Origin of the sequence: Curtobacterium sp. AB451, from assembly GCF_050585845.1 — a bacterium.
GTDB lineage: Bacteria > Actinomycetota > Actinomycetes > Actinomycetales > Microbacteriaceae > Curtobacterium.
Map to the genome: position 1 here is coordinate 233798 of NZ_JBOBQG010000001.1, position 22827 is coordinate 256624.

17 protein-coding genes, 1 tRNA gene and 1 pseudogene are annotated in these 22827 nt (G+C 71.9%); 5 read left to right on the plus strand and 14 right to left on the minus strand.

Annotated features, from left to right (window positions below):
* Positions 1 to 5 precede the first annotated feature (5 nt).
* Positions 6 to 1310, plus strand: coding sequence for a 6-phospho-beta-glucosidase (locus tag ACQXVK_RS01090; RefSeq protein WP_430852397.1), 1305 nt, complete (start codon positions 6 to 8; stop codon positions 1308 to 1310).
* Positions 1298 to 2383: an N-acetylglucosamine kinase gene (locus ACQXVK_RS01095; RefSeq protein ID WP_430852398.1), complete on the plus strand. Its 1086-nt coding sequence runs from the start codon at positions 1298 to 1300 to the stop codon at positions 2381 to 2383. The genes ACQXVK_RS01090 and ACQXVK_RS01095 overlap by 13 nt, the downstream gene beginning before the upstream one ends.
* 192 nt (positions 2384 to 2575) lie before the next feature.
* Here ACQXVK_RS01095 and gap read toward each other — a convergent pair.
* The 11 genes and pseudogenes from gap to mnmA all read right to left on the minus strand — a co-directional run bounded on the left by gap (position 2576) and on the right by mnmA (position 17744).
* A pseudogene (gap, locus tag ACQXVK_RS01100) lies at positions 2576 to 3579 on the minus strand (type I glyceraldehyde-3-phosphate dehydrogenase).
* Between the two features lie 132 nt (positions 3580 to 3711).
* Complete coding sequence (locus tag ACQXVK_RS01105; RefSeq protein ID WP_022908648.1) at positions 3712 to 4662, minus strand: GlxA family transcriptional regulator; 951 nt, start codon at positions 4660 to 4662, stop codon at positions 3712 to 3714.
* 28 nt (positions 4663 to 4690) lie between these two features.
* Complete coding sequence (locus tag ACQXVK_RS01110) at positions 4691 to 5413, minus strand: methyltransferase domain-containing protein (RefSeq protein WP_083858084.1); 723 nt, start codon at positions 5411 to 5413, stop codon at positions 4691 to 4693.
* Positions 5410 to 6600, minus strand: coding sequence for a type III polyketide synthase (locus ACQXVK_RS01115; RefSeq protein ID WP_430852399.1), 1191 nt, complete (start codon positions 6598 to 6600; stop codon positions 5410 to 5412). The genes ACQXVK_RS01110 and ACQXVK_RS01115 overlap by 4 nt, the downstream gene beginning before the upstream one ends.
* 121 nt (positions 6601 to 6721) lie before the next feature.
* On the minus strand, positions 6722 to 8227 hold the full coding sequence (gene gatB / locus ACQXVK_RS01120; RefSeq protein WP_430852400.1) for an Asp-tRNA(Asn)/Glu-tRNA(Gln) amidotransferase subunit GatB: 1506 nt from the start codon (positions 8225 to 8227) through the stop codon (positions 6722 to 6724).
* Positions 8227 to 9774: an Asp-tRNA(Asn)/Glu-tRNA(Gln) amidotransferase subunit GatA gene (gatA, locus tag ACQXVK_RS01125; protein ID WP_402264370.1), complete on the minus strand. Its 1548-nt coding sequence runs from the start codon at positions 9772 to 9774 to the stop codon at positions 8227 to 8229. Before gatA ends, gatB begins: the two co-directional genes overlap by 1 nt.
* Positions 9775 to 9785: 11 nt before the next feature.
* Positions 9786 to 10085: an Asp-tRNA(Asn)/Glu-tRNA(Gln) amidotransferase subunit GatC gene (gene gatC / locus ACQXVK_RS01130; RefSeq protein WP_022907359.1), complete on the minus strand. Its 300-nt coding sequence runs from the start codon at positions 10083 to 10085 to the stop codon at positions 9786 to 9788.
* 48 nt (positions 10086 to 10133) lie between these two features.
* Complete coding sequence (locus ACQXVK_RS01135; protein ID WP_430852401.1) at positions 10134 to 12467, minus strand: transglycosylase domain-containing protein; 2334 nt, start codon at positions 12465 to 12467, stop codon at positions 10134 to 10136.
* A gap of 84 nt (positions 12468 to 12551) precedes the next feature.
* Positions 12552 to 14036: an alpha/beta hydrolase gene (locus ACQXVK_RS01140; RefSeq protein ID WP_430852402.1), complete on the minus strand. Its 1485-nt coding sequence runs from the start codon at positions 14034 to 14036 to the stop codon at positions 12552 to 12554.
* Between the two features lie 182 nt (positions 14037 to 14218).
* Positions 14219 to 16570 carry an NAD-dependent DNA ligase LigA gene (gene ligA / locus ACQXVK_RS01145; RefSeq protein ID WP_430852403.1) on the minus strand — a complete coding sequence of 784 codons (2352 nt, stop codon included), beginning with the start codon at positions 16568 to 16570 and terminating at the stop codon, positions 14219 to 14221.
* Positions 16571 to 16637: 67 nt separating this feature from the next.
* Positions 16638 to 17744, minus strand: coding sequence for a tRNA 2-thiouridine(34) synthase MnmA (gene mnmA / locus ACQXVK_RS01150; RefSeq protein ID WP_416394047.1), 1107 nt, complete (start codon positions 17742 to 17744; stop codon positions 16638 to 16640).
* Between the two features lie 56 nt (positions 17745 to 17800).
* Here mnmA and ACQXVK_RS01155 point away from each other — a divergent pair, with 56 nt between their 5' ends.
* The 3 genes from ACQXVK_RS01155 to ACQXVK_RS01165 all read left to right on the plus strand — a co-directional run bounded on the left by ACQXVK_RS01155 (position 17801) and on the right by ACQXVK_RS01165 (position 20113).
* Positions 17801 to 19135, plus strand: a complete 1335-nt coding sequence (locus tag ACQXVK_RS01155) for an MFS transporter (RefSeq protein WP_022907364.1) — start codon at positions 17801 to 17803, stop codon at positions 19133 to 19135.
* An 81-nt stretch (positions 19136 to 19216) separates the two neighbouring features.
* Positions 19217 to 19300: transfer RNA gene (locus ACQXVK_RS01160), tRNA-Leu, on the plus strand.
* Between the two features lie 114 nt (positions 19301 to 19414).
* The gene (locus ACQXVK_RS01165) at positions 19415 to 20113 is read left to right on the plus strand and encodes a DedA family protein (RefSeq protein WP_402264389.1); all 699 of its coding nucleotides are present in this window, start codon (positions 19415 to 19417) and stop codon (positions 20111 to 20113) included.
* Between the two features lie 536 nt (positions 20114 to 20649).
* Here ACQXVK_RS01165 and rdgB read toward each other — a convergent pair.
* The 3 genes from rdgB to murI are packed head-to-tail and all read right to left on the minus strand — an operon-like array spanning position 20650 to position 22813.
* A complete protein-coding gene (rdgB, locus tag ACQXVK_RS01170) occupies positions 20650 to 21240 on the minus strand; it encodes an RdgB/HAM1 family non-canonical purine NTP pyrophosphatase (protein WP_402264392.1) in 591 nt (196 codons plus the stop codon).
* Positions 21237 to 21971 (minus strand): ribonuclease PH, encoded by a 735-nt coding sequence (rph, locus tag ACQXVK_RS01175; protein ID WP_430852404.1) that lies wholly within the window; start codon positions 21969 to 21971, stop codon positions 21237 to 21239. The genes rdgB and rph overlap by 4 nt, the downstream gene beginning before the upstream one ends.
* Positions 21968 to 22813 carry a glutamate racemase gene (gene murI, locus ACQXVK_RS01180; RefSeq protein ID WP_022907368.1) on the minus strand — a complete coding sequence of 282 codons (846 nt, stop codon included), beginning with the start codon at positions 22811 to 22813 and terminating at the stop codon, positions 21968 to 21970. The genes rph and murI overlap by 4 nt, the downstream gene beginning before the upstream one ends.
* Between the last annotated feature and the right edge of the window lie 14 nt (positions 22814 to 22827).

Below are 22827 nucleotides of genomic sequence, written 5' to 3' on the forward strand. Positions count from 1 at the left end.
CCACAGTGAAACTCGCAGTCATCGGTGGCGGATCCACCTACACCCCCGAACTCGTGGACGGCTTCGCCCGGCTCCGCGACCAGCTGCCCATCGACGAGCTCTGGCTCGTCGACCCCGACCCCGTCCGCCGCGAACTCGTCGGCGGCGTCGCGAAGCGGATGTTCGCGCACGCCGGCCACCCGGGCACGATCCACGTCACGGACGACGTGGTCGCCGGGGTCAGCGACGCCGACGCGGTGATGTTCCAGCTCCGGATCGGCGGGCAGGCCGCCCGGCACCAGGACGAGACCTGGCCGCACGAGGCCTGCTGCATCGGACAGGAGACCACCGGACCCGGCGGGTTCGCGAAGGCGCTCCGCACGGTCCCGGTGGTGCTCGAGTACGCCGAGCTCGTCCGGCAGCACGCCAAGCCGGACGCCTGGATCATCGACTTCACGAATCCGGTCGGCATCGTCACCCGTGCCCTGCTCGAGGCCGGCCACCGCGCCGTCGGCCTGTGCAACGTGGCGATCGGCTTCCAGCGCCGCTTCGCGAAGGAGTTCGACGTCGCGCCGTCGGCCGTCCGGCTCGACCACGTCGGCCTCAACCACCTGACGTGGGAGCGCGGCGTCCACGTGACGGACGCTTCCGGCGAGCGCGACGTCCTGTCCGAACTGCTCGCTGCCGACACCGGCGCCCTCGACCGGATGGCGGAGAGCGTGCACATGCCCGCCGACCTCATCCGGCTGCAGCACGCCGTGCCCTCCTACTACCTGCGCTACTTCTACAGCCACGACGTCGTGCTCGAGGAGCAGCTGCACGCCCCCACCCGGGCAGAGGCCGTCATGGAGACCGAGCGGGCCCTGCTCGCGAAGTACGCCGACACGTCCGTGGTCACGAAGCCCGCCGAGCTCGAGCAGCGCGGCGGCGCGTACTACTCCGAGGCGGCGATCGACGTCCTGTCGTCGATCCTCGGCGACCGTGGCGACGTCCAGGTGCTCAACGTGCGGAACGACGGCACCTTCCCGTTCCTGCCGGATGACCACGTGATCGAGGTCCCAGCACGCGTCACCCGTCAGGCGATCACCCCGCTCCCCGTCGCGCCGCTCGACCCCGACATGGTCGGGCTCGTGTCGGCCGTCGCCGGGTACGAACGCCTCGCGCTCGACGCCGCGGTGCACGGCGGTCGCGACCGGGTGCTCCGGGCGATGTGGGCGCACCCGCTCGTCGGGCAGGTCGACAAGGCGGAGCGGCTGACCGACCTGCTGCTGGCCGCGAACGCCGACCACCTGCCGTGGACCCGATCGGAGCAGCTGACGTGGGCGGGCTGAACCGCACCGCGTCGGGGGTCGCTCGGATCGTCCGGCCGCCGGCTCCCGTCCCACCGGACCCGAGCGACGTCGTCCTCGCCGTCGACGGCGGTGGCAGCAAGACCGACGTCGTCGCGATCGCGCTGGACGGCTCGATCGTCGGACACGCTCGCGGACCGGGGTCGAACCCGCAGACCCGCGGCTGGGACGTGGCCGGCCCGATCCTCGACGACGTCCGGGCACGGGTCGTCAGCGAACTCGGCGACCGTCGAATCCGGACGACGCACGTGTACCTCGCCGGGCTCGACCTGCACGACGAGCTCGTCGCGGCGACCGAGGCGCTGGCCCACTGGGATGCCGACGGCGGCGCACCGCACGTCCTCGACAACGACCTGTTCGCACTCCTCCGCGCGGGGACCCTGTCCCCGGACGCCGCGGCGGTCGTCTGCGGCACGGGCATCAACGCGCTCGCGGTCCGGGCCGACGGCACCACCGCGCGGTTCCCGGCCATCGGCGACGTCTCCGGCGACTGGGGCGGCGGCGCGTACCTCGGCAACCGGGCGCTGTGGCACGCGGCCCGGGCGGACGACGGCCGCGGACCGGCGACGGCCCTCGTCGGCGCGGTCCCGGCGGCACTCGGTCTCCGCAGCGTCCGCGAGGTGACCGAGGCGATCCACTTCGGCCGCCTCGACCAGCGGGTGTTCAACCGGCTGTGCCCCGTGCTGTTCGAGGTCGCCGGCGCAGGTGACTCCGTGGCGCGCAGCGTCGTGGAACGCCAGGCGGAGGAGATCGTCCTGCTCGCGGCGGTCGCCCTCGAACGACTCGGCCTGGGCGGTGCCGCGGCCGGCCCGGTCCCGGTCGTCCTCGGCGGTGGTGTGCTCGCCGCGCGGGACCCGCTGCTCGTCGAGGGGGTCGTCGACGGCCTCGCTGCCCGGGTGCCCGGCGCAGTGCCGACCTGGGTGACCGATCCACCGGTGCTCGGTGCGGGGTTGGCGGCACTCGAGTCCGTCGGGGCCGACGCCGCCGCGCTCGACCGGTTCCGGCAGGCGGTGCGCTCCCGGGCGTTCGCGAGCACCACGGCGCTGATCCGCTGACGCGGCGCGCGGCGGCGCCGCCGCGCGCCGCGCAACCGGCGGATTTCGCGCTCAGCGACAGTTCACGGCCGCCCGATCGCGTGAACTGTCGCACAGCCCGAAACGCGACCGCGACCGCGACCGGAACGTGACCACGACCGGGCCGGAGGCGCGGTGCCAGCCCGCACCGCGCCTCCAGTCCGGCCGGACTCGCTACGCGCGGGCCAGCATCCCCAGCGTGTCGACCACGCGGTTCGAGAAGCCCCACTCGTTGTCGTACCAGGCGACCACCTTCACGTGGCGACCTCCGTCGACGCGGGTGAGCAGCGAGTCGAACACGCTCGACTCCGGCCGCCCAGTGATGTCCGTCGACACGAGGGGGCCGCCGTGTAGGCGAGCACCCCCTGCAACGGGCCGGAGGCCGCCGCGCGGTAGGCCGCGTTCACCTCGTCCACCGAGACGTCCCGCGACACCACCGTGTTGAGCTCGACGATCGACCCGACAGGCACCGGCACGCGGATCGCGTCGCCCGAGAGCTTGCCGTCGAGCCGGGGCAGCACGAGGCCGATCGCCTTCGCCGCCCCGGTCGACGTCGGCACGATGTTCACCCCGGCGGCACGGGCTCGGCGGAGGTCCCGGTGCGGGCCGTCCTGCAGGTTCTGCTCCTGCGTGTAGGCGTGCACGGTGGTCATGAAGCCGTGCTCGATGCCGGCGAGGTCGTCGAGGACCGACGCCAGCGGCGCGAGCGCGTTCGTCGTGCACGAGGCGTTCGAGACGACGGTGTGCACGGCGGGGTCGTACACGTCGGAGTTGACGCCGTACGCGATGGTCGCGTCCGCCCCGGTCGCCGGAGCACTGATGAGCACACGTCGTGCACCGGCGGTCAGGTGTCCCGCGGCTGCGTCACGGGCGGTGAACCGGCCGGTCGACTCGAGCACGACCTCGACGCCGAGGTCGGCCCACGGGAGCTCCGCCGGCTCCCGCGACGCCAGGACGCGGATGCGCCGTCCGTCGATCACGAGCGTGTCCCCGTCGACCTCGACGGTGCCGGAGAAGGGTCCGAGGGCGGAGTCGTACCGGAACAGGTGCGCGAGCGTGTCGGGTGCGGTGAGGTCGTTGACGGCGACGACCTCGAGGTCGTCTCCTCCTCGGGCGATGAGGGCACGGAGGGTGTTGCGGCCGATGCGGCCGAAGCCGTTGATGGCGATGCGGGTCATGTGGATGTCCTTTCGTTCCGCGGTCCATGCTCACGGGGCGCCGGGCACGGCTCCAGTGGCTGGGGAGCCAGTGTTCGAAAGAATCACGCCAGCACCGCCGGCGCGGGCGCGGGCGCCGGCCCGGCGACGCGGTCAGTCCTGGAAGGTGCGCCGGTACGCCGTCGGCGAGGTCCCGAGGATCCGCCGGAAGTGCGTCCGCAGGTTCGCGTCCGACCCGAGTCCCGCGCGCACCGCGACCTGGTCGACAGCGAGGTCCGAGCGTTCGAGCAGTTCCCGTGCCAGGTCGACGCGAGCACGCAGCACCCACTGCATCGGCGTGTACCCGGTGTCCTCGACGAAGCGCCGCGAGAAGGTCCGGGGCGAGACCCTCGCGTTCCGGGCCAGCACGTCGAGCGTGAGCGGGTCGGCGAGGTGTCGCACCGCCCACTCGCGGGTCTCGGCGAAGACGTCCCCGAGGGGCTCCGGCATGCTCCGCGGGACGTACTGCGCCTGTCCGCCGCTCCGGTACGGGGCGCTCACGAGCCGCCGTGCGACGTGGTTGGACAGCGCGACGCCGTGGTCCTGCCGGACGATGTGCAGGCACAGGTCGATGCCGCTGGCCGCGCCGGCGCTCGTCAGCACCGACCCGGCGTCGACGAACAGCACGTCCTCGTCCACGTCGACCCCGGGGTAGCGGTCCCGGAGGACGCGCGTGTAGTGCCAGTGCGTGGTCGCCCGTCGGCCGTCGAGGAGCCCGGCCGCGGCCAGTGCGAACGCTCCGGTGGAGATCGCCGCGATGCGGACCCCGCGTTCGTGGGCACGCCCGAGGGCGGCCACCACGTCCGCGGGCGGCGGCGTGTCCGCGGGGAACCGGTAGCCCGGCACGAAGACCGTCTCGGCCCAGTCGAGCGCGTCCAGCCCGTCATCGACCGCGTACGCCAGCCCGTCTCCCCCGGCGATGCGTCCCACGCGGGGACCGCACACGCGCACCTCGTACGGCATGCTCGGCCGGTTCGAGAAGACCTGCGCCGGGATCCCGACGTCGAGCGGCTTCGCACCGTCGAGCACGAGGACCGCGACACGGTGCAGGTGGGGTGCGGCCATGCAGCGACGCTAGCGCTCCTGGCCCGCCTCAGGCGTCGCGGATCGCGAGCACCCGGTGCGGCGACGCCCGTTCCGCGCTCCACCCGGCCGGCAGCACGTCCTGGAGTTCCGGGAGGGTGAAGCTCCGACGGATCGACCGCAACCCGTCGACGCGCACGAACGTCCCCGCCGCGACGAGCGTCGAGCCGACGGCGTACGCGCGGTAGGCCGATCGCGACCGCCGGATGTCCGAGTGCAGGCTGCGGCTCGACGCGAGCTGCTCGGAGTCGGCGAGGAACCCCTGCCGCTCGGCGTCGCCCAGGTGGTGCAGCACGTGGTTCGACACGACGACGTCGAACCGCTCCCCCGCGGCGACGAGTTCCGTGCTCGACTGCTGCCGGAACGTGACACCGCGCGGCGTCGAGCGGGTCGCCGCCTCGATCGCCCGGGCGTCCGGATCGGCGCCGACGACCTCGACGTCGAACCCGTCCGCAGCCGCCCACCGCACGAGCGCCCGTGCCAGGTCGCCGCCGCCGCAGCCGAGGTCGAGCACACGGCCGCGCCCACTCGCGGGCAGGGCCGGTGCGACGTGCGTCCGCCACACGGAGCGCCACCCGCTCACCAGCGCGTTCACCACCGCGAAGCGTCGGAAGGTCCGCGCGAGGACGCGCGGATCGCAGTCCGGGTCGTCCATGAGTTCGCGGAGGTCGCGTGCGCGTGTGGTCAGGTCGACGGCCGGGAGGCGCGGGTCGAGACCGTCGGTCCGGCTCACGGCGTCCCGGCGATCGCCGGTTCGAGCGGGTCGCCATGCGATCGCGATCGTTCCGGTGCCCGCGATCCCTCGAGCGCGGCCGCCCGGAGGGGCTCGGTGGTGCTCCCGACGGCCGTGAGGCGGGCTGCCTCGACCGTGAGGCCGGGACCGAAGGCCAGTGCGACGACCGGCGCACCGTCGGCGATGCCGTCGTCGAGCACCTGCCGGAGGACGAAGAGCACCGTGGCGCTCGAGACGTTGCCGTGGTCGCGCAGCACCGTCCGGCTCGCGGCGAGGGCGGAGTCGGGCAGCCCGAGGGCGACCTGTGTCCGGTCGAGGATCGCGCGCCCGCCCGGGTGCACGGCCCAGGTGGGGATGTCGACGGCCGCGGCGCCCGCGGCGGACAGCAGCGGCGCGACGGCTTCGGCGACGGTCGCTCCGACGAGCTTCGGGACCGCGGTGCTGAGCACCATCTCGAACCCCTCGTCGCCGATGTTCCACGCCATCTCGGACGCGCCCTCGGGCACCACCGTCGTCGCGAAGTCGTCGAGGCGCAGTCCGGGACCGTCGGCGGTGACCACCGCGGCCGCCGCCCCGTCCCCGAAGACGCTGTTCGCGACGATCTGGTCCGGGTCGTCGCTGGCACGGACGTGCAGGGTGCAGAGTTCGGCGCAGACGACGAGCACCACCGCCGACGGCACCGCCTCGACGAAGGCGGCCGCGATGCGGAGTGCAGGGAAGGCCGCACAGCACCCCATGAACCCGATGTGCTGGCGGAAGACGGTGCGTGGGATGCCGAGTGCGGTCACGACGTCGAGGTCGGGTCCGGGTTGGGTGAACCCCGTGCACGAGACGGTCACGACGTGGGTGATCGACCCGGCGTTGACACCGGCGCGCTCGACGGCGTCGCGGGCGGCCGCCACGAACAGGGCCGGGGCGAGTTCGCGGTAGCGGTCGTTCCGCGTGCCCGTCGACGGTGACCGCAGCACCCCGAGGTCGTCCCGGAACGCTCCGGCAGGTCGGGCGGCGTCGAGTTCGTCGAGCACGGTGTGCCGGTGGGCCACGGCGGAGGCGTCGAACGCCGCGGGGACGAGCCGCCTGCCGAGTCGCCCGAGATCGGGCTGCGACGTGAAGAGGTCACGCACCGCAGCCTGCTCGAGTGTCGTCTCGGGGACGGCGGTACCGATGGCGCGGATCGTTGCGGACACGACTCATCCTGTCACCGGGTCGCTGACGCGTCCCCAGGTTGTCGCCCGGGTCCGGGCCGTCGACTGACGGGAGGCGCGGTGCCAGCCGGCACCGCGCCTCCCGTCCTGCCCGTGGGCGCTGCTAGGACTGCTGCGCGCGCTCCAGCACCAGCTCGCGGACTCGAGCGGCGTCCGCCTGGCCCTGCATGGCCTTCATCACGGCGCCGATGATGGCGCCGGCGGCCTGGACCTTGCCGTCCCGGATCTTGGCGAGGACGTCCGGCTGGGCGGCGAGCGCCTGGTCGACCGCGGCGGTGAGCGCCGAGTCGTCCGACACGACCTTGAGCCCACGCGACTCGACGACCTGCGCCGGCGACCCCTCGCCCGCGATGACGCCCTCGAGCACCTGGCGGGCCAGACGGTCGGTCAGGTCGCCGGACTCGACGAGGCCGATGAGCTCCGCCACGTGCTGCGGCGACACGAGGTCGCCGGGGGCGGCGTCCTGCGTGTTCGCGACACGGCTGATCTCACCCGTCCACCACTTGCGCGCGGCCTGCGGTGCGGCACCGGCCGCGACGGTCCCCTCGAGCTCGTCGAGGAGCCCGCCGTTCACGACGTCCTGGAACTCGAGGTCCGTGAAGCCCCAGTCGCCCTTGAGTCGACGGCGACGCGCCACCGGGGCCTCGGGCAGCCCGGCACGGAGCTCCTCGATGACGGCCGGGTCCGGCACCACCGGGAGCAGGTCGGGCTCCGGGAAGTAGCGGTAGTCGTCGGCGTCCGACTTCGGGCGGCCCGCCGAGGTCCGGCCGGTGTCCTCGTGCCAGTGCCGGGTCTCCTGCGTGATCGATCCGCCGGCGGCGAGGATCGCGGCCTGCCGCTGGATCTCGTAGCGGATGGCGCGCTCGACGGCGCGGAAGGAGTTGACGTTCTTGGTCTCGGTGCGGGTGCCGAGCTTCTCCTGACCGCGGGGACGCAGCGAGATGTTCGCGTCGCACCGGAGGTTGCCGCGCTCCATGCGGGCCTCGGAGACGCCGAGCGCCCGGACGAGGTCGCGGATGACCTGCACGTACGCCGCACCGAGCTCGGGTGCGCGTTCCTCGGCGCCGAAGATCGGCTTCGTGACGATCTCGACGAGCGGCACGCCGGCACGGTTGTAGTCGACGAGCGAGTACTCGGCGCCCTGGATGCGACCGGTGGCACCGCCGACGTGCGTCAGCTTGCCGGCGTCCTCCTCCATGTGGGCGCGCTCGATCGGCACCTGGAAGATCGTGCCGTCGGCGAGCTCGACCTCGACCTCGCCCTCGTAGGCGATCGGCTCGTCGTACTGCGAGATCTGGTAGTTCTTCGGGTTGTCCGGGTAGTAGTAGTTCTTCCGGGCGAACCGCGAGGACTCGGCGATCGAACAGCCGAGCGCGAGCCCGAGCTGGATCGAGTAGCGCACGGCCTGGGCGTTGACGACCGGCAGCGACCCGGGCAGCCCGAGGTCGACCGGCGTCACGTTCGTGTTCGGCTCGCCGCCGAAGAAGTTCGGCGCGTCGGAGAACATCTTGGTCTTCGTCGCGAGCTCGACGTGGACCTCGAACCCGAGGACCGGCTCGTACAGCCGGAGTGCCTCGTCGAAGTCCATCAGCGCGTCCTTCTGCGCCATCAGATCACACCTTCCTGCGCAGCGGACTGCTGACTCTGGTCGAGGTCCGGGATGCTGTCGATGAGCGGGTGGCCCCACTGCTGCTCGAGCAGACGCTCGAGCGCGGCACCGTAGCGGTAGAGCCGTGCGTCCTCGCGCTGCGGCGCCATGAGCTGGACGCCCGTGGGCAGGGAGTCCTCGGGCGCGAGGCCGTTCGGGATGCTCATGCCCGGGACCCCCGCGAGGTTCGCCGGGATCGTCGTCAGGTCGTTGAGGTACATCGCCAGCGGGTCGTCGATGCGCTCACCGATCGGGAACGCGGTCGTCGGTGCCGACGGGCTGACGAGCAGGTCGACCTGCTCGAACGCGGCCTGGAAGTCGCGCTGGACGAGCGTCCGGACCTTCTGCGCGGACCCGTAGTAGGCGTCGTAGTAGCCGGCGCTCAGCGCGTAGGTGCCGAGGATGATGCGGCGCTTCACCTCGGGCCCGAAGCCGGCTTCGCGCGTCGCGGCCATGACGTCCTCGACGGTGGCGCCGTTCTCGGGCGTCACGCGGAGCCCGAAGCGGACGGAGTCGAACTTCGCGAGGTTCGACGACGCCTCGGCCGGGAGGATCAGGTAGTACGCGCTGATCGCGTAGGCGAACGAGGGGGCGTCGATCTCGACGACGACGGCGCCGGCCGACTCGAGCAGGGCCACCGTCTCCTGGAAGCGCTGGGTGACACCGGCCTGGAAGCCCTCGCCACCGGCCAGCTCCTTCACCACGCCCACTCGCAGCCCGCGCAGGGTGTCGGCCTGCAGGCCTTCGCGCGCGGCGGCGGCCATCGAGGGCCAGGCGTCGGGGATGCTCGTGGAGTCGCGCGGGTCGTGGCCGCCGATCACGTCGTGCAGGAGCGCGGCGTCGAGGACGGTCCGGGACACCGGGCCGACCTGGTCGAGGCTGGACGCCAGGGCGATCGCACCGTAGCGGCTGACGCCGCCGTACGTGGGCTTCACACCGACGGTGCCGGTGACGGCACCCGGCTGACGGATCGACCCGCCGGTGTCCGAACCGAGGGCGAGCGGGGCCTCGTGCGCGGCGACCGCGGCCGCCGAACCGCCGCCGGACCCGCCGGGGATGCGGTCGAGGTCCCACGGGTTGTGCGTCGGCCCGTACGCCGAGAACTCGGTGGTCGAGCCCATCGCGAACTCGTCCATGTTGGTCTTGCCGAGCGGGACGAGACCGGCGGCACGGAGCTTCGCGACCGGGGTGGCGTCGTAGGGCGGCACCCAGCCTTCGAGGATCTTCGACCCCGAGGTCGTCGGCATGTCCTGCGTGCACAGGACGTCCTTGATCGCGATCGGCACGCCGGCGAGCGGACCGAGGTCGTCGCCGGCGGCGCGGCGGGAGTCGATCGACTTCGCCGCCGCGATGGCGTTCTGGTTGACGTGCAGGAAGGCGTGGACGTCGCCGTCCACCGCCTGGATGCGGTCGAGGTGCGCCTGGGTCGCCTCGACGCTCGAGACGTCGCGCGCCACGAGGGCGTCGGCGAGCGCAGCGGCGCTCAGCTTCGTGATGTCGTCAGTCACTGGTCTTCGCCCTACTGTTCTTCGCCGAGGATGGCCGTCACGCGGAACCGTTCGCCGTCGGAGTCGGGGGCGCCCGAGAGCGCCTGCTCCTGCGTGAGGGTCTGGCCCACCACGTCGGGTCGGGTGACGTTGCCGAGCGGCACGGGGTGGCTCGTCGCCGGCACGTCCGGGGTCGCGACCTCGGTGACCTTGGCGACGCTGTCGACGATGTGCGACAGCTCCCCCGTGAGCTTCTCGATCTCTTCGGGCGTGAGTGCGATACGCGCGAGGTTCGCCAGGTGGGCGACCTGCTCGCTCGTGATGTCAGGCATGGTGCTCCGTCGATCGGTTCGTGGATTGCGCACCAGTCTATTGGAGCGTCAGTGGCCCTTCTGCTTCCCCGTCTGCTTCTGGGGAGACTGCTGCTGCCCCTGCTGCGCTGTGGACGTGGAGTCCCCCGGCGTGGAGCCGGTCGGCGTACTGGGCGACCCGTTCGCCGCCGCACCGGCCGAGGAGTCCGACGACCCGTTCGACGACGCGTCCGACGACGAGGTGGACGACGAGTTCGACGAGGTGTGGCTGGTCTGCCCGATCATCGCCGCGTTCGGGGTCGGCAGCGTCCCGCCACCGACGGTCTGGTCGAGGTAGGACATCATCGACTTCCCGACGCCGAACTTCGCGCTGTACCCGGTGGTCCCCTGCAGGAACGGCCAGTTCGCGAGGCTCACGCTGCCCTGCACGTTGCCGATCCACGTCGCGTTCGTGTACTTCGTGCTCGAGGTGACGAGCCAGTTCTGCACGTCGCCGTCGGTCGTCCCGGTCTTGGCGAACTTCGGGACGCTGTCACCAGGGTTCGCGCTCGCGGCCGTGCCCGAGCCCGTGAGGACGCCCTGCAGCGCGTAGTCGACCGTGCCGGCCACGTCGGCCGCGACGCCCCGCGTGCAGGACGCGGGCGTCGGGGTGATCGTCGTGCCGTCGGCCTCGGTGACCGAGTCGATCGCGGTCGGCGTGCAGACGACACCGCCGTTCGCGAAGCCCGCGTAGGCCTCGGCGAGGTCGATCGGCGACAGGTTGTTCACGCCGAGGATGGACGACGGGGTCTGTCCGAGCGCGCCGCCGGATGCCGGGTGGATGCCCATCGCCTGGGCGACCCCGGCGATCTTGCACAGGTCGAGCTGCTTGCCCATCGCGGCGTACGCGGTGTTGATCGACTCGGACGTCGCCGCCTGCACCGTCATCGACGCGGGCACCGATTCGGCGTTCGACACCGGCCAGGTGCCGCCGCTGACGTTCTGGCAGGAGTTCGTGAACTCGGAGTTCTGGAAGGTGTGCTCCGTCGTCGACACCGACTGCGACAGCGTGTGCCCGGTCGCGAGCCACTCGGCGAGCGTGAACACCTTGTAGGTGGAGCCGGTCTGGAAGCCGCCGGAGTTGCCGTAGCCGCTGTCGGCGCTGTAGTTGACGGCGGTGGAGCCGGCCGCGCCGGTGTCGCCCTGGGTGTACGCGGTGTTCTGCACCATCGACAGGATCCGACCCGTCCCCGGCTCGACCGTGACGTTCGACCCGCCGACGTCGACGCCGGCCATCGTCGACGGGACGTAGGTCGACAGGGCGGTCTGCGCCCGGGACTGCAGGTCGAGGTCGAGCGAGGTGTGGATCTCGAGGCCCTTGGTGTCGAGCGTCGCGATGCGCTCGGCGGCCGTCTTGCCGAACGCCGGGTCCTGCAGCACCTGGTCGCGTACGTAGTCGCAGAAGTAGCCCGCGTCGTAGCCGCTCGCGGCCGACGAGCAGCCGTTCGCCGTGGCGGTGATCTTCGGCGTGATCGGCGTCGCCTTGGCCTGGTCGAGCTGCGCCTTCGTGATGTCGTGGTGGACGTACATCCGCTGCAGGACGTAGTCGCGGCGTTCCTTGGTGGCGGCGTAGCCGTTCTTCGCGCCGTTGTCCGTGTTCGTGGGCTGGTCGATGCGCAGGTTCGACGGGTTGTTCAGGATGGCGACGAGCGTGGCGGACTGCACGAGCGAGAGGTCCTTCGCGTGCACGCCGAAGTAGTACTCGGCACCGGCCTCGGCGCCGTAGACCCGGCCACCGAGCCCGACGAGGTTGAGGTACCCGGTGAGGATCTGGTCCTTCGAGTACTTCTTGTTCACGGCGATCGCGTACCGCATCTCCTGGAGCTTGCGCTGCGGCGTCACGCCGGCCGCGTCCTGGTAGCAGGCGGCGACCTTCTTCTCGGTGTCGGCCGCGTCCTTGCCGGTGAGCTCCTCGCACTGCTGCACGAGGACGTTCTTGACGTACTGCTGGGTGATGCTCGACCCGCCCTGCACGTCCCCGCCGACGACCGTCGCCGCCGCGCCCCGGAGCGTCCCGACGACGTCGATGCCGCCCTCGTCGTAGAAGCGCGGGTCCTCGGTGTCGATCGCCGCTTGCTTGAGGGACTTCGCCATCGCGTCCGACGCCACCGTGGTGCGGTTCTCGGCGTAGAACGACGCGATCTTGACCTGGTGCCCGTCCTTCGTCGCGTAGACGGACGACACCTGCTGCGGCGTCTGGATGTCGAGGTAGCTCGGCAGGTCCTCGAAGAAGGACACGGCACCGGACGTCCCCTCACCGGCGACGGCGACCGCGGGCGTGACCGCCACGGCGACGAGCATGCCGGCCAGCGCCGACATCGCCACGAACGTCAGGAGAGCACCAGGCCATCGCACCACACGCATGGGGGCACGGTACGAGGGCGGTCTGGACTGGTTCTGCCGCGGAACGAGTCCTGGCTGCGCCCGTGTTCAGGTTGCCACCCAGGATCAGTCGCGGGGCTGGAGGTCCTGTGGTCGCACGAGGTACATGTCCGGCGACGCCTGCGGCATCCCCTCGCCGCCGCGCTCGCCCCGACGCACCTGCTCGCGGACGAGGTCGCCCCGACCGACGGCGATGAGCGCCACGTCGTGCAGCGACGCGGTCCCCGGCTTGAGGTAGTCGTTGTGGCCGACCGGTCGACGGAAGACGTCACCGGCGTCCTGGGCGTCGACGCCGCCGGTCAGGTCGAGCACGGTCGAGCCGAACCCCGCGGCTCCCGGGTCGGTGCCGAAGTACCCGGACCCGGCGACCGGGTCGCTGTGCGCGTCGCCGACGAAGACCTGCCCGCTGCCGACGGCCAGGTCGGCGGCTGAACGGACGTCGCTCCCCGGGGACCCCAGGACGGTCAACGAGTCCGCGCGCATCCGTCCGGACGCCAGCGCCATGAGCGCGGTGGTCGACCCGTACGAGTGGGCGACGATGTTCACCCGCGGCTCGTCGCCGGCTCGGACCGCACGGAGTCCGCCGACCGTGCGCGCGAGCCGGTCGGCACCGGTCTTCGCGAGGCCGAGGGACATGATGTTCGACAGGTCCGGCGTGCGGTAGCCCATCCAGGCCACCACGGCGACGCCGTTCCCCGACCCGGGAGCCGCCAGCCCGGCGACCGTCGCCTGTTCGGTGTACAGGTCGTTCGCGGTGTTCGTGAAGTCCGCCATCTGCCCGGTGACGGTGAAGAACATCCCGGGGACCACGACCGTCACGTCGGCGGCGGTCGCCAGGTCACCGACGGCGATGGCGGCCCGGCCGGACCCCCGGGTGTCGAGCGTGATGAGGGAACGGTCCGGGGCGCCGACCTCGTGCACGAGCGCGTCGCGGACCTGGCCGAGCATGGCCTTCACGGCGGCACCGGCGGCGGCGTCGGCGAGTCCGCGGGCGAGGACGGCTCGGTTCGCGCGGTCGCGTTCGGCGTACGGCACGCCGTCGAGGTTGCCGATGACGGACGGTGCGCAGGAGGTCAGCGCCTCGCGCTCGTCGTCGTCGAGTCCCGACCACCAGGCGGCCACCTCGGCGGCGGTCGGCGGGTCGTCCTCGGCGGTCGCGAGCACGCGCCGGTCGCGATCGGCCCGGAACAGGTCCGCACGGTCGAGCGAGGACAGGTCGTCGAGGAACGCCCGACCGTGGTCGGCGGTGACGTCGCCCGGCGCGGACATCGAGCTGGTCCCCGAGACGCGCGCGGACGTCGTGCCGGCCACCGAGACCGGCGCGGACGTCGTGCCGGCCACCGAGACCGACGCGGACGTCGTGCCGGCCACCGAGACCGACGCGGCGAGATGTACCCCGGTCATGACCGGTCGGGGTACTGAGGGTCCTTCAGGGACCTCGGCGACGGCGTGCACGACGGCAACCGACTGGACGGCGGGCACGACCGGGGCCTCGACCACTCCGAATGAGTGCATCGAGGCGGTGAGCAGAGCCGCGGCGATGAGCAGCATTCGGGTCTCCCCCGGGAAGGCCGTCCCGTCGCCTCCCTGCAGACGACGAGTGATGCTCCGTCAAGTGTATGGAGAATACCCGTCCGAGGGACGTGCGCGATGCAACTTGTCCCCTGAACTGGGTGCAGGACATGGCGCGCCGCGGTCGCCGGACAGTGCCCGGCCGTGCTCCTGAGCGGAACTCAGCCCTCGGTGCCGCCCTCGGCCTCGTCATCTACCGCGTCGCCGAGCGCCGCCGGCCCCTCGGTGACGAGCACCCGGAACTGGTCGGCGTCGATGATCCGGACGCCGAGCTGCTCGGCCTTCGTGAGCTTCGATCCGGCTCCGGGACCCGCCGCGACGAAGTCCGTCTTCTTGCTCACGCTCGAGGCGGCCTTCCCACCGGCGGCGATGATCGCTTCCTGCGCACCTTCCCTGCTGTACCCCTCGAGAGACCCGGTCGCGACCACCGTGAGCCCGCTGAGCACTCCACCCTCGACGGCCGCGGCGCCGGGCCCGGGGTGGCCGGGTGTCGTGAACTGCACGCCGGCCGCCGTCCAGCGGTCGATGATCTCGCGGTGCCAGTCGACCTCGAACCAGTCGAGCAGCGCGTCCGCGATGATGCCGCCGACACCGTCCACCGCGGCGAGTTCCTCGCGCGAGGCAGACCGGATGGCGTCGAGGGAGCCGAAGTGGTTCGCGAGCGCGCGCGCCGCCACCGGACCGACGTGCCGGATGCTCAGGCCGACCATGATCCGCCAGAGCGGCTTGGTCTTCGCGGCGTCGATGTTCGCGAGCATCTCGAACGCGTTCTTCGACGGGTACCGGCTCGGTTCGCCCGTGTAGTCCGCTCCGCGTGCGTCGGGGTCGAACGGCGGATCGGTCTTCTTGCGCGCCCGGCTGAACGGGGTGACCCGCTTCGGCGCACCGTCGTCGGTGGTCTTCTCCATGCCGGTCTCGGCGTCGCGGACGATGACCTCGATCGGGACGATGTCCTCCATCGTCAGGTCGAACAGCCCGGCCTCGGTGTCGAGCGGCGGCTGCTCGGGGTGCAGGGGCTGCGTCAGGGCGGCCGCGGCGACCTCGCCCAGCCCCTCGATGTCGAGCGACCCACGCGACGCGATGTGCTCGACGCGGCCGCGCACCTGCGCCGGGCAGCTCTTCGCGTTCGGGCAGCGGAGGTCGATGTCGCCCTCCTTCGCCGGGGCGAGGGGTGTGCCGCACTCGGGGCAGTTCGTCGGCATCACGAACTCGCGCTCGCTGCCGTCCCGGAGCTCGACGACCGGCCCGAGCACCTCGGGGATGACGTCGCCGGCCTTGCGCAGCACGACGGTGTCCCCGATGAGGACGCCCTTCGCTTTGACGACCTGCTGGTTGTGCAGCGTGGCCTGACGGACGACCGAGCCCGCGACCTCGGCCGGGGCCATCACCGCGAACGGTGTCGCGCGACCGGTCCGGCCGACGCTGACGACCACGTCGAGGAGGGTCGTGTGGACCTCTTCCGGCGGGTACTTGTACGCGATCGCCCAGCGGGGTGCGCGCGAGGTCGACCCGAGTTCCTCGTGCAGGGCGAGGTCGTCGACCTTGATCACGATGCCGTCGATCTGGTGCTCGACCGAGGCACGTCGCTCGCCGTAGTCCTTGACGAAGGCCAGCACCTCGTCGATGGAGTCGAAGACCCGGTAGTGGGAACTCGTCGGCAGGCCCCACGTCGCGAGGAGCTCGTAGACCTCGGACTGTGCGCGGACGTCGGTGTCCCGCTCGAGTTCGGGGACGGGCCACGCGCCGATGCCGTGCACGAGCATGCGGAGGCGGCGCAGCCGGTCGACCATGAGTTCGCGCTTCGCCTCGGACTTGCCGTCTTCCTTCTGGCGGAGGGACCCGGCGGCGGCGTTCCGCGGGTTGGCGAAGAGCCGCTCGCCGGCGTCGCGCTGCCTGGCGTTGAGTTCGTCGAACTGCTCGACCGGGAAGAAGATCTCGCCACGGACCTCGACGACCGGCGGGTGGCCGGAGCCGGACAGCCGGTCCGGGATGGTGCCCATCGTGCGGACGTTGCCGGTGACGTCCTCGCCGACGACGCCGTCTCCGCGGGTCGCGGCCGAGACGAGCCGACCGTTCTCGTACCGCAGGTTGATCGCGAGCCCGTCGATCTTCAGCTCGGTGAGGAAGCGGACGCGCTCGGCGCCGGCGTCGCGCTGCACCTTCACCGCCCAGTCGACGAGTTCGTCGGGGCTGAACACGTTGTCGAGGCTGAGCATGCGCTCGGCGTGCTCGACCGGTGCGAACTGCACGGTCTGCGCCTGCCCGCCGACGGTCTGCGTGGGGCTGTCGTCCGTCAGCAGCTCCGGGAAGCGCCGCTCGATCGCGTCGAGTCGGTGGACGAGCGCGTCGTAGTCGCCGTCCGCGACCGTCGAGCCGTTCTCGTCGTAGTAGGCGTGCCGCAGGTCGTTGATCAGCGACCGCAGCCGGTCGACCTCGCGCTGCGCCTGCGCCGCGTCGAGTGCGGCGGGGTCGATCGTCTCGAACGTCGAGTCCGCGGGCGTCGTGTCGCTCATGCCTCCAGTTCTACCGGCAACCACCGACCGGACGCGCAGCGACCGGTCGGCCGGGAGCGTCGAGCGCTCAGACGGTGGCCGGGACCGCCGAGACCGTGGCGTCGATCGTGCACTGTCCGAGCACCCGCGTGCCGACGTAGACCACCGCGGTCTGCCCCGGCGCGACGCCCGAGAGCGGCTCGTCGACGTCGATGACCAGCTGGCCGTCGGTGACCCGTGCGGTGGCCGGCACCGGGTCGGCGTGCGCCCGGATCTGCACGTCGCACGCGAACGGCACGGCGGGGTCGGCCGGTGCCGTGCCCGCCCAGGTGAAGCGCGACCCGGACATCGAGGTCACGTCGAGCGCCTCCTTCGGGCCGACCACGACGGTGTTCTCCTTCGGGCGGATCTCGAGCACGAACCGGGGCTTGCCGTCCGGTGCCGGTCGACCGAGGTGCAGTCCGCGCCGCTGCCCGACGGTGTAGCCGGTCGCACCCTCGTGCGCGCCGACGACCGTGCCGTCGCGCTCGACGACGTCGCCCGGTGCCGTGCCGACGCGGTCCGCCAGCCAGCCGCGGGTGTCGCCGTCGGGGATGAAGCAGATGTCGTACGAGTCGGGCTTCTGCGCCACGGTGAGTCCGCGGGCGGCGGCCTCGGCACGGACCTCGTCCTTCGAGGGCGTCGCGCCGAGGGGGAACATCGCGTGCTGGAGCTGCTCCGCCGTGAGCACGCCGAGGACGTACGACTGGTCCTTCGCCCACGCCGCCGAACGGTGCAGCTCGCGCGACCCGTCCGGACCTGTGACGATCGAGGCGTAGTGCCCGGTGCAGACGGCGTCGAACCCGAGGGCGAGCGCCTTCTCGAGCAGCGCCGCGAACTTGATCCGCTCGTTGCACCGCATGCAGGGGTTCGGCGTGCGACCGGCCTGGTACTCGGCCACGAAGTCGTCGACGACGTCCTCCTTGAACCGGGCCGAGAAATCCCACACGTAGTACGGGATGCCGAGTGCGGACGCGGCGCGCTGGGCGTCCATCGAGTCCTCGATCGTGCAGCACCCGCGGCTGCCGGTGCGGAGGGTCCCGGGCATGCGACTCAGCGCGAGGTGCACGCCGACCACGTCGTGCCCGGCGTCGACGGCCCGTGCCGCGGCCACCGCCGAGTCGACCCCACCGCTCATCGCCGCCAGAACTCGCATGCCTCCAGGGTAACCCGCCGCCGAAGCGGTACCGCGGGCGTACCGTTGCACGAGCGATGACCTCCGAGACCCCTGCCTTCGACTTCCGGTCGGTCCTGCTGTCCGGGTTCCTGCCCGCCGCGCTCTTCGCGATCGGCGAGGGCGCGATCATCCCGATCATCCCGATCGCCGCGGACTCCCTCGGCGCGAGCCTCGCGTTCGCGGGCTTCGTCGCGGCCCTGATCCTCGTCGGCGAGCTCATCGGCGACGTCCCGTCGGGCGTCGTCGTCGCCCGGATCGGTGAGCGCAACGCAATGATCGGCGCCGCCGTGGTGTCCGTCGTCGGCCTCCTGGTCTGCACGATCGCGCCGAACCCGTGGGTCCTCGCCCTCGGGGTGTTCCTCGTCGGTGTCTCCACCGCGGTCTTCGCGCTCGCCCGGCACGCGTACATGACCACCGCGATCCCGCTGCACATCCGGGCCCGGGCGCTGTCGAGCCTCGGCGGGGTGTTCCGCTTCGGGTACTTCGTCGGCCCGTTCATCGCCGCCGGTGTCGTGCACCTGACGGGCACCACGCAGAGCGCGTTCTGGATCCACATCGTCTGCTGCCTGCTGGCGGCGCTGACGCTCGTCGTCCTGCGCGACCCGGCGACGGGCGCACGCGGCTTCCGGAGGCCGAGCCGCGCCTCCCGGCCCGCGACGGACGACGCGAGCGACGGGACCGTCGCGACCACCGCCGACACGACCGGCCGACCGGCCGCGACCGAGCCGCCGACCGACACCGGGGCGCAGTTCGTCCAGGAGGAGGCGCACGGCCTCTTCCGCACCATCCGCGCGAACCGGGCCGTCCTCCTCCGACTCGGCAGCGGCGCCGGCCTGATCGGCGCGCTCCGCGCCGGCCGCCAGGTCATCCTGCCGCTCTGGGCGGTCAGCGTCGGGCTCGACGACTCCACCGCGGCGCTCGTCATCGGCATCGCCGGAGCCGTCGACTTCGCGCTGTTCTACACGAGCGGGCAGATCATGGACCGGTGGGGACGGCTCGCGAGCGCCCTGCCCTGCATGGTCGGCCTGAGCATCAGCTACTTCCTGCTCGCCTGGTCCGGACACCTCGACGCCCGAGTCGGGTGGTTCGTCGCGATCGCGATGGGGATGTCGCTCGCGAACGGCGTCGGGTCCGGCATCCTCATGACGCTCGGCGCGGACCTCGCGCCCCGGGACCACCCGGCACCCTTCCTCGGCGCCTGGCGGTTCACCGGGGACTTCGGGCAGGCCGCTGCGCCGCTCCTCATCTCCGGCGTCACCGCCGTCGCGTCGATCGCCGTCGCGAGCGGGGTGATGGGCGTCCTCGGCCTCGTGGGTGCCGGCATCCTGCTGCGGTACGTGCCGCGGTACCTCCCCCGCACGCTGCGCTGACGCTCCGGCGTCCGCCGGCGGGTCCAGGAGGCGCGGCTCGCTCCCGGCACGCCGGTCGCCCTCGGTAGACTGCCGCTGCTCGCGGGAGTGGTGGAATCGGTAGACACGCAGGATTTAGGTTCCTGTGCCCCTGGCGTGAGGGTTCGAGTCCCTCCTTCCGCACCAGAGGTTGCGTCCTCACGCATCTCATACCACCGAGGGACGTTGCCGTCATCCGCGGACGGTACCCTCGTCCTGCGGGACGACTCCCCGTGCCCCGCCTCCACGACCGGAAGAACCATGCACTCCGTCGCACTCGCCCTGATCCCCTGGCTGGATCCGCAGTACATCCTCGACAACTTCGGGGCCATCGCCGTGTTCGTGGTGTGCGCCATCATCTTCGCCGAGACCGGACTGCTGGTCGGCTTCATCTTCCCGGGCGACAGCCTCCTCGTGATCACCGGCCTCTTCGCCTTCGACCGCGGCGGCGAGATCGGCGGCATCCCGGTCTGGGTCGCGGCGCTGATGATCGCCGCCTCGGCGTTCCTCGGCGGCGAGCTCGGCTACTACATCGGCAAGAAGGCCGGGCCCCCGATCTTCGAGCGCAAGGAGAGCGGGCTCTTCTCGAAGGCCAACGTCGACCGCACGAACGCGTTCTTCCACCGCTTCGGACCGCTCGCCGTGATCCTCGCCCGCTTCGTCCCGGTCGTGCGCACCTTCCTGCCGATCGCCGCCGGTGTCGGCCGGATGAACTACAAGAAGTACTCGCTGTACAACGCGATCGGCGCCGTCATCTGGGGCGTCGGCGTGACGTTCCTCGGGTACTTCATCGGGCACATCCCGTTCGTCGCGCACATCGTCCGCGAGTACATCGACATCATCCTGCTCGCGGCCGTCGTCGTGACGGTGGTGCCGATGGCGCTGACGTACGTGCGGAACGCACGCAAGGCCAAGCGCGACGAAGCCGCGGCCGAGGCGGGGACCGAGCCGCAGCGCTGACGGTCCCGTCCTGCCGGACAGGAGGCGCGGTGCCGGCTGGCACCGCGCCTCCTGTCCGTCCGCTTCGTCGCTTCGCCGCTGCACCGCCGGGTCGCCGCTTCGCCGCCGAGCGGGCGAAAAACGTCACCCTCGGCGCGTCCAGTCGACACGTTCCGCCCGCTCGCCGGCGCGCGTACGGCGTGTTCTACCCGCTCGACGCCGGCCCGGTCGGGCGTCGGCCGTCGCTTTCGCCGCGCGGTCCCGCGGGCGCTTCGCCGCTGGGTCGGCGCTTCGCCGCCGGGTCGCCGCTTCGCCGCCGAGCGGGCGAAATACGTCCCCCTCGGCGCGTCCAGTCGACACGTTCCGCCCGCTCGCCGGCGCGCATACGGCGTGTTCTACCCGCTCGACGCCCGGCCCGGTCCGGCGTCGGCCCCGTCGCTTTCGCCGCGCGGTCGCGCGGTCGCGCGGGCGCTTCGCACAACCAAAGACACCCGGAACCACGTCACGACGTGGTTCGGGTGCCGTTGGTTGTGCGCCGTCGCCGGCGCGCGTGACCGTCAGACGCCGAAGTGTTCCCGCACCACGGGCGCGATCCCGCGGAACGCCTTGCTGCGGTGCGAGAGCGCGTTCTTCTCCTCGCGCGTGAGCTCAGCCGACGACCGGTCGGAGTCGTCGGACCGGAACACCGGATCGTAGCCGTGCCCGCCGGTCCCGGTCGGCTCGGTCAGTACCTCGCCGTTCCACACCGCCTCGACCACGTGCTCCTCACCCTCGGGCGTGACGAACGCCGCCGCGCAGACGAAGGCCGCGGTCCGCTCCAGCACGCCCTCGAGGTTCCGCAGCAGCAGCGCGATGTTGTCCGCATCGACCCGGGTGCCGGCGTAGCGCGCCGAGTGGATGCCGGGGGCACCGCCGAGCGCGTCCACGGCGATGCCGGAGTCGTCGGCGAGCGCCGGGAGGCCCGTGTGCGCGACCGCTGCGCGTGCCTTGATGAGGGCGTTGGCGGCGTAGGTGTCGCCGTCCTCGACCGGCTCCGGGCCGTCGTAGCCGACGAGCTCGACACCCTCGCCCAACGCCGAGCCGAGGATCTCGCGCAGTTCGACGACCTTGCCCTGGTTGTGCGTCGCGAGGACGACGGTCCCGGTCACAGTCCGAGCACCTCGCGCTGGATGGCCGCGAGGGACTGGTTGCCGGCGAGCCCGAGGTCGAGCAGCGTGTTGAGCTCGTCGCGGTCGAACGGCGCGTGCTCGGCCGTGCCCTGCACCTCGATGAACTTCCCCGACCCGGTGGTGACGATGTTCATGTCGGTGTCGGCGGCGGAGTCCTCGGTGTACGCGAGGTCGAGCATCGGCTCGCCCTTGACGATCCCGACGGAGATGGCCTGCACGCTGTCGAGCAGCGGGGTCGCCTTCTTCCCGACGAAGCCGCGCTCGCGGCCCCACTCGATCGCGTCGACCATGGCGACGTACGCGCCGGTGATCGACGCCGTGCGGGTACCGCCATCGGCCTGCAGCACGTCGCAGTCGATGACGAGGGTGTTCTCGCCGAGGCCCTTGGTGTCGACGACGGCACGCAGGGAGCGTCCGATGAGGCGCGAGATCTCGTGCGTGCGACCGCCGACCTTGCCCTTGATCGACTCGCGCTGCATGCGCTCGTTCGTCGAGCGGGGCAGCATCGAGTACTCGGCGGTGACCCAGCCGGTGCCCTTGCTGGCGAGCCAGCGCGGGACGCCGTTCGTGAAGGACGCGGTGCAGAGCACCCTGGTGTTGCCGAAGGAGATGAGCGCACTGCCCTCGGCCTGCGTGCTCCACCCCCGCTCGATCGTGACGGGACGGTGGTCGGTCGCGGTGCGGCCGTCGATGCGGAGCGTGTCGGTCATGGGGTCCTTTCGATGCGGGGCAGCGTGATGGCCCCGGTCTGGAGGTGGCCGACGCTGGAGACCTCGGGGCCGAGGAAGCGTCGGGCGAGTCGGATGAAGCCGTTCTTGTCGTCGCCGGTCGCCTCGAACGAGTAGGTCGGCGGCTCGGTGGTGGTGCGTTCGAGTCCGTGTTCGACGAGTCGGCGGTACACGTCGTTGGCGGTCTCCTCGGCGCTGGAGACGAGCGTCACGTCCGGACCCATCACGTACTGGATCGCGGCGGACATGAGCGGGTAGTGGGTGCAGCCGAGCACGAGCGTGTCGACGTCTGCAGCCCGGATCGGTGCGAGGTAGCCCGCTGCGACCTCGCGGAGTGCCGGGGAGGAGGTGTCCCCCGCCTCGACGAACTCGACGAACCGCGGGCAGGCGGCGAGGCTGAGCGTGATGTCCGAGGCGACCGCGAAGGCGTCCTCGTAGGAGCGCGAGGCGATCGTGCCGACCGTGCCGATCACTCCGATGCGTCCGGTGCGGGTCTGCTTCACGGCGGCGCGTGCGGCGGGCTGGATGACCTCGACGACGGGGATGCCGTACGCCTGCTCGTACCGTTCGCGGGCATCCCGGAGCACGGCGGAGGACGCGGTGTTGCATGCGATCACGAGCGCTTTCACCCCCTGCTCGACGAGGTCGTCCATCACCTCGAGCGCGTAGCGGCGGACGTCCGCGATCGGCTTCGGACCGTACGGCGAGTGCACGGTGTCGCCCACGTACCGGATGCTCTCGCGCGGCAGCTGGTCGATGATGGCGCGGGCCACCGTGAGCCCGCCGACCCCGCTGTCGAAGACTCCGATCGGTGCATCCGTCACGACACCAGCGTACC